Source organism: Acinetobacter lactucae (genome assembly GCF_013344765.1).
GTDB lineage: Bacteria > Pseudomonadota > Gammaproteobacteria > Pseudomonadales > Moraxellaceae > Acinetobacter > Acinetobacter lactucae_A.
In genome coordinates this window covers 1-6,386 of the sequence record NZ_JABVBF010000186.1, presented here as the reverse complement: position 1 = coordinate 6,386, position 6,386 = coordinate 1, and the positions used below count along the sequence as shown (strand labels likewise).

The 6,386-nt window shown below is 38.3% G+C and carries 6 protein-coding genes; 4 read left to right on the top strand and 2 right to left on the bottom strand.

All coding sequences use genetic code 11. The features are described 5' to 3' along the window. The 4 genes from HUN22_RS14840 to HUN22_RS14825 all read left to right on the top strand — a co-directional run. The coding region (locus HUN22_RS14840) for a CoA transferase subunit A (protein ID WP_174730858.1) at positions 1 to 689 on the top strand (689 nt) is incomplete at its 5' end. Position 690: 1 nt separating this feature from the next. Then, positions 691 to 1,332 carry a CoA transferase subunit B gene (locus HUN22_RS14835; protein ID WP_174730855.1) on the top strand — a complete coding sequence of 214 codons (642 nt, stop codon included), beginning with the start codon at positions 691 to 693 and terminating at the stop codon, positions 1,330 to 1,332. A 116-nt stretch (positions 1,333 to 1,448) separates the two neighbouring features. Further along, positions 1,449 to 2,858, top strand: a complete 1,410-nt coding sequence (locus tag HUN22_RS14830) for a short-chain fatty acid transporter (protein WP_174730852.1) — start codon at positions 1,449 to 1,451, stop codon at positions 2,856 to 2,858. 65 nt (positions 2,859 to 2,923) lie between these two features. Further along, positions 2,924 to 4,096, top strand: a complete 1,173-nt coding sequence (locus tag HUN22_RS14825) for a thiolase family protein (RefSeq protein WP_174730849.1) — start codon at positions 2,924 to 2,926, stop codon at positions 4,094 to 4,096. A gap of 49 nt (positions 4,097 to 4,145) precedes the next feature. On the opposite strand, the gene HUN22_RS14820 is transcribed toward HUN22_RS14825, so the two are convergent. Both HUN22_RS14820 and HUN22_RS14815 read right to left on the bottom strand, forming a co-directional pair. Beyond that, on the bottom strand, positions 4,146 to 5,039 hold the full coding sequence (locus HUN22_RS14820) for a LysR family transcriptional regulator (protein WP_003651675.1): 894 nt from the start codon (positions 5,037 to 5,039) through the stop codon (positions 4,146 to 4,148). Between the two features lie 233 nt (positions 5,040 to 5,272). Continuing rightward, complete coding sequence (locus tag HUN22_RS14815; protein ID WP_174730846.1) at positions 5,273 to 6,166, bottom strand: LysR substrate-binding domain-containing protein; 894 nt, start codon at positions 6,164 to 6,166, stop codon at positions 5,273 to 5,275. Positions 6,167 to 6,386 lie beyond the last annotated feature (220 nt).

Sequence of the window (6,386 nt, the reverse complement as noted above, 5' to 3'; positions counted from 1 at the left end):
CCAATGCAGAGGCAGCACTGAAAGATGTTATTGCAGATAATCAAACACTTGCCGTAGGCGGTTTTGGTTTATGTGGAATTCCAGAAAAACTGATTGTTGCAGTTAAGCAAAGCGGTGTGGCTGGTCTAACTTGTATTTCAAATAATGCAGGTGTAGATGATTTTGGTTTAGGTATTTTGCTTCAAACCAAACAGATCAAAAAAATGATTTCTTCTTATGTTGGTGAAAACAAAGAGTTTGAGCGCCAATATTTAAATGGTGAACTTGATGTCGAACTTACGCCACAAGGCACTTTAGCTGAAAAGTTACGAGCTGGCGGTGCAGGAATTCCTGCGTTTTATACTCAGACTGGCGTTGGTACACTCATTGCCGAAGGTAAAGAAGAACGTACCTTTAATGGTAAAAACTACATTTTAGAAGAATCTTTAACAGCAGATGTTGCTCTTGTTAAGGCCTATAAAGCAGATAAAGCGGGTAATTTAGTATTCCGTAAAACTGCTCAAAATTTTAACCCTGAATGTGCTATGGCTGGAAAAATTACGATCGCAGAAGTTGAACAGGTTGTTGAAATTGGTGAATTAGATCCGGATGAGATCCATTTAGCGGGTATTTATGTAAACCGCATTGTACTGAATGCGTCACCTGAAAAACGTATTGAGCATAAAACTTTAAGCACGGAGGCAGTATAAAATGGCTTGGTCACGCAATGAAATGGCACAACGTGCTGCACAAGAACTTGAAGACGGTTTTTATGTCAATTTGGGTATTGGCTTACCTACCCTAGTTGCCAATTATATTCCTGAAAATATTAATGTTTGGCTACAATCTGAAAATGGCCTATTAGGTATTGGAGAGTTTCCAACCGAAGAAACTGTCGATGCCGATTTAATTAATGCTGGTAAACAAACGGTTACTGCACGCCCTGGCGCTGCCTTTTTCTCAAGCTCAGAATCTTTTGCCATGATCCGTGGTGGCCATGTCAACATTGCAATTTTAGGTGCAATGGAAGTTTCTGAAAATGGTGACTTGGCTAACTGGATGATTCCAGGCAAGAAAGTCAAAGGTATGGGCGGCGCAATGGACTTGGTTGCTGGTGTCCAAAAAGTTGTAGTGCTTATGGAACACTGTGCAAAAGACGGTACCCCAAAAATCGTGAAAAATTGTAGCTTACCTTTAACAGGTAAAGGCGTGGTTCATCGCGTCATTACTGACTTAGGTGTAATGGACATTACTCCACAAGGCGTAGAGCTTATTGAACTTGCTAAAGATGTCACACTTGAACAGATTCAAACTGCTACAGGTGTTGAGTTTTATAAAACTTTAGTTGCGTAAATTTTAATTTTTAGTAAGCCAAATAAGACTTAAGTTACAAAGTGAGCTTAAGTCTTAGCCCTTTTAAGCACCGGATGTGCTGTCTATAAATAAGAATGAGAAGGATTTTTTCAGCTATGGAAAAACAGCAAGGAATTTTTGAAAGATTTGCTCTTCGGATTAGTGACTGGTCTGAAAAATGGTTTCCTGATTCATATATTTTTGCATTGCTTGGCGTCATTATTGTGTCAATTGCTGCTTTGGGTATTGGTGCTCCAATTCACGATGTCGCGACTTCATTCGGTAACGGTTTCTGGAGTCTTATTCCCTTTACCCTGCAAATGACTATGCTCATTATTGTGGGTTATGTCGTTTCTGTATCTAAGCCTGTAAAGTTCCTCATTCAAAAAATGGCTCGTATTCCCAATTCTGGACGTGGTGCTATTGTTTTGGTGGCAACTGTTAGCTTATTAATTTCACTCGTCAATTGGGCAGTAAGCACGATTCTTACAGCACTTTTAGTGATTGCATTAGCAAAACGTAAAGAGCTGAACATGGATTACCGTGCTGCTGCAGCGGCGGCAATTATTGGTATGGGAGCAACATGGGCACTTGGAATCAGCTCTTCGGCAGCACAGCTTCAAGCGAATAAAACTAGTTTACCTGAGTCAATTTACAACTTGACTGGTGTTATTCCATTTACCGAAACGATTTTCCTTTGGCAATCAATTGCGATGACCTTTATTTTGGTGATTGTTTCAATCGCAATCGCGTATTGGTCAGCTCCAAAAGGTAATAATGTTAAAACGATTGATAGTTTTGATGTGCAGTTTGAAGAAGACAAACCACATGATGAAAAATCGACACGCCCGGGCGACTGGTTAGAAAACTCACCTATCTTAACGATTATTGTGGTGGCTTTAGGCCTAATCTGGATGTTTTTTGAGTTTTCAAAAAGCAATCCAATTATCGCTATTTCAAGCTTAAACACATACAACTTTGTGTTCTTAATGCTAGGGCTAGCGTTGCATGGAACACCACGAAACTTCTTAAATGCTGTTTCAAAAGCAGTTCCAGCGGTATCAGGAATCTTAATTCAGTTTCCACTTTACGGAAGCATCGCTTTTATTATGACGCAAGCTTTAAACAGCCAGGATTTATCGCTGTCGCATTATATCGCCGAGTTTTTCGTTTCAATCGCTTCAAAAGAAACCTTTGCGATTGTGATGGGAATATACTCTGCCATTCTTGGGTTCTTTGTGCCGTCTGGCGGTGGAAAATGGATTATTGAAGCCCCATATGTCATGCAAGCAGCAAATGATTTGAAAGTTCATTTAGGCTGGTCTGTACAGATTTATAATGCAGCCGAAGCTTTACCGAACTTGATCAATCCATTCTTTATGCTTCCAATGTTAGGCATTCTAAAACTAAAAGCAAAAGATGTGATTGGTTTTACAGTCACTCAGCTCGTTGTGCATTTCCCGTTAGTTTTATTTTTATTATGGTTCTTTGGAAGAACACTTAGCTACACTCCACCTACTTTTTAATTTACTGGCGCCTTTAGTTTCGGCTAAAGGCAAATTTAGCAAATACATCAATAAGAGATATTAAGATGAGTTCAATTGTTATAGTTTCAGGTAGCCGTACTGCAATGGGCGGTTTTCAAGGCAGCCTATCGGCTTTAACTGCACCAGAACTTGGCGCTGCTGTTATCCGTGAATCGATCCAACGTGCAGGTGTTTCCCCTGAACAAGTAGATGAAGTTATTTTTGGTTGCGTATTAAGTGCGGGTATTGGCCAAGGTCCTGCTCGTCAGGCGATGCGTAAAGCTGGTGTACCCGATCATGTCGGCGCGGTCACCATTAATAAATTATGTGGCTCTGCAATGAAAGCGGTGTTAATGGCATCAGATACTCTAAAAGCAGGCAGTGCCAATATTATTGTAGCTGGCGGTATGGAATCTATGACCAATGCACCTTATATTTTACCTAAAGCTCGCGGTGGTTACCGTATGGGTCATGGTGAAATTAAGGACCATATGTTTTTAGATGGTCTTGAAGATGCTGAAACAGGCCGCTTAATGGGTTCGTTTGCTCAAGACATGGCAAACACTAAAGGCTTTACCCGTGAGCAAATGGATAACTTTGCAATTTCTTCACTTAAAAAAGCGCAAACTGCGATTACTGAAGGTTATTTCAAAGAAGAAATTGTTCCTGTTGAAGTAAAAACACGTAAAGGTGTCGAAGTTATCGATCAAGATGAACAGCCATTGAAAGCCAATCTTGAGAAGATCCCAACATTACGCCCAGCTTTTAGTAAAGACGGAACAATTACAGCTGCTAACTCAAGCTCCATTTCTGATGGTGCTGCTGCATTAGTACTTACCACAGAAGAATATGCTCAAAGCCATAGCTTAAATACTTTAGCGAAAATTGTTGCAACTTCTACTCACTCACAACATCCAAGCGAATTTACAATTGCTCCGATTAGTGCAATTCAAAAAGTACTTGAGCGCGCTGGCTGGTCTGTTGATGAAGTAGATGCTTGGGAAATTAATGAAGCTTTTGCAATGGTCGCAATGGCACCAATTCATGAACTCGGCATTGATGAGGCAAAAGTAAACGTCCATGGTGGTGCTTGTGCTTTAGGCCATCCAATTGGCGCAACTGGTTCAAGAATTATTCTTTCTCTTATCTATGCTTTAAAACGCCTTGGTAAGAAGAAAGGTGTTGCTGCATTATGTATTGGTGGTGGTGAAGCTACAGCTGTTGCAATTGAAATCTAAAAATTAAAGTGCACGGAAGATGTAAGTATTTTTCTTACATCTTCTTTTTTTAGACTTTAAAAAGTTCGTAACAGGTTTGACGGAACCACTTATGGCTACTTTTATGATGGCAAGACATATGCCAATGTTGTTTAACATCATAAGTTGGAAAGTCTAGAGGTGCTGGTAAAATCTGTAAATTTTCTCTCACCAATAAGACTTGGCTTAAATAATACGGCACTGTTGCGATCGCATCTGTTTCTTGAACCACTAAACCCACCCCTAGGTAACTTGGTAATCGAATCAAAATATTTCGATCCAATCCTTTGTTCTGTAATTCATTTTTAATATGGTAGTGCCCGATTCCCGCATCAATATCGATATGATACTCGCGCATATAATCATCTAAAGTAAAATTATTTGGGTCTAAACGAGGATGGCTCTTAGAGCTAATCACCACATAATGTTGTTTAAAAAACTTTTGTTGATAAAAGCCTTCTTCTAACTGCGGTAAAAAGCCAATTGCAAGATCAATCTCACCATTTGCCATTTGATAGCTGGTTTCTGGTGTAATCGGCCTAATATTCAAGCGAATTAAAGGCGCTTTCTCTTTTAAATAGTTGGTTAGTTGCGGTAATAAAACCAGATGAGAGACATCTGTCATGGCAATTGTAAAAAGCTGATCTGAAGTTAGCGGATCAAAGTTCACACTAAAGTTATTAATGCTTTCAACTTTATCAATCACTTCACTAATGAGTGGAAAAATTTCTTTTGCTAATTCAGTTGGAATCATCTCATTCCCAACACGAATAAAAAGTGGATCATTAAAATGCTGACGGATTTTGTTCAGTCCATTACTAACGCTCGGTTGTGTAAGGCCAATCGCATCAGCAGCCATTGAAACACTTTTAAACCGATAAATATGATAAAAAATATTTAGTAATCTACTATCTAGATCAAACAAAATTGTCTCCGTCTGGATCAAATAATCCATTCAAAAGGAATAAAATCAGGCACTGCATATATAAAAATGCTCACTAGATTTCTGAATTATTGATATATGGTCTAAATTAACAAAGAATCTAGACCATGAGCAATGCTTTATAAAGCCTTTCATCACAAAGACAAAGGTATGAGCTCTTTAATTGATTACTTTGTATGTAAATGTGTTGAATACATCACATATCATTATAAATTTTAATCATGCTGAGTTTGGAAGCCCTTCCAAATTTGCTGAACTGATTTGTTATCACTCAGATTATTTTTAAAAATATAAATATCTTGGGGAAGACAATATTCATGATGATCTAACATGACCAATTTTCCGGTAGCGAGATCTTCCTCTACATTAATTTTTGGAATCCATGCCACACCTAAACCTTGTAAGACGAGCTCTTTCAAGTTGGTGGCGTTGTCAGTCTCGTATAAGGTTTTATAGTTCAGTTTACCTTCAATCAGTTGATCGACCAATTTTCGCAAATAAGCATGTTTACTATAAGCAAGTAATGAAAAGTTACTCTGGATTGTATGCTTAGGCGTATGGTCGGCCTCTGTCGCTGACACAGGCACAATCTCTGTTTCAGCAATTTTGATACCACTTAAAATATCATCACCCACCCGATTAATATTAGATCGATCTGCGTAACAAATCATAAAGTCACAGGCGCCTTCTTTTAGAAGAGATAAACCTTCGCCACTATTCGTTGCGACAATTTCGATTTTTAAATCACGCATAAATGTTGGGAATTTTTTTAAAAAAGTTGTCAAAAAACCGGATGCTAATGAGTGAACAACACAGAAACGAATCGTCGATTCGGTTTCATTTTTGATATTTTTAATCAGCTTGGCAGTTTCTTCTACCTGCTTCTCAATATTTTTAGACATCACTAGCATAATTCTCCCGATGTCGGTAAATTCAATATTATTTTTATTATTTCGAATAATAACTTCAGCTCCAATCATCTCTTCTATTTGCTGAATTCTACGTGTAAACGCGGATTGACTAATAAATCGTTTTTCCGCTGCTTTTGAAATTGAACGCTCACGCTCTAGGGTCAAAAGGTCTTCTACCCAACGTACTTCTAAGTTCATTTTATGCATTCCCTTTTTATATGTATGTCCTTAATTTGTCTGGTTGGGAAGCTGAATAAATAGCTGAATTGATGAATAAAAACTATAAAACATGGGAGTACCTGCAAAAATGCGATGGAGGATTGGCAAAGCCAAACAGTAAAACTAAGTATTGAATAATTCTGACATAGAAAAGAGTGTAAGAGAATAAAAGACTTTGATTTAACTCACCAACTCATAC

What these genes read in the sequence shown, in the direction of transcription:
- HUN22_RS14825 (WP_174730849.1), top strand. Translation starts at nt 2,924, where the DNA reads ATGAGTTCAATTGTTATAGTTTCAGGTAGCCGTACTGCAATGGGCGGT.
- HUN22_RS14835 (WP_174730855.1), top strand. Translation starts at nt 691, where the DNA reads ATGGCTTGGTCACGCAATGAAATGGCACAACGTGCTGCACAAGAACTT.
- HUN22_RS14815 (WP_174730846.1), bottom strand. Translation starts at nt 6,166, where the DNA reads ATGAACTTAGAAGTACGTTGGGTAGAAGACCTTTTGACCCTAGAGCGT.
- HUN22_RS14830 (WP_174730852.1), top strand. Translation starts at nt 1,449, where the DNA reads ATGGAAAAACAGCAAGGAATTTTTGAAAGATTTGCTCTTCGGATTAGT.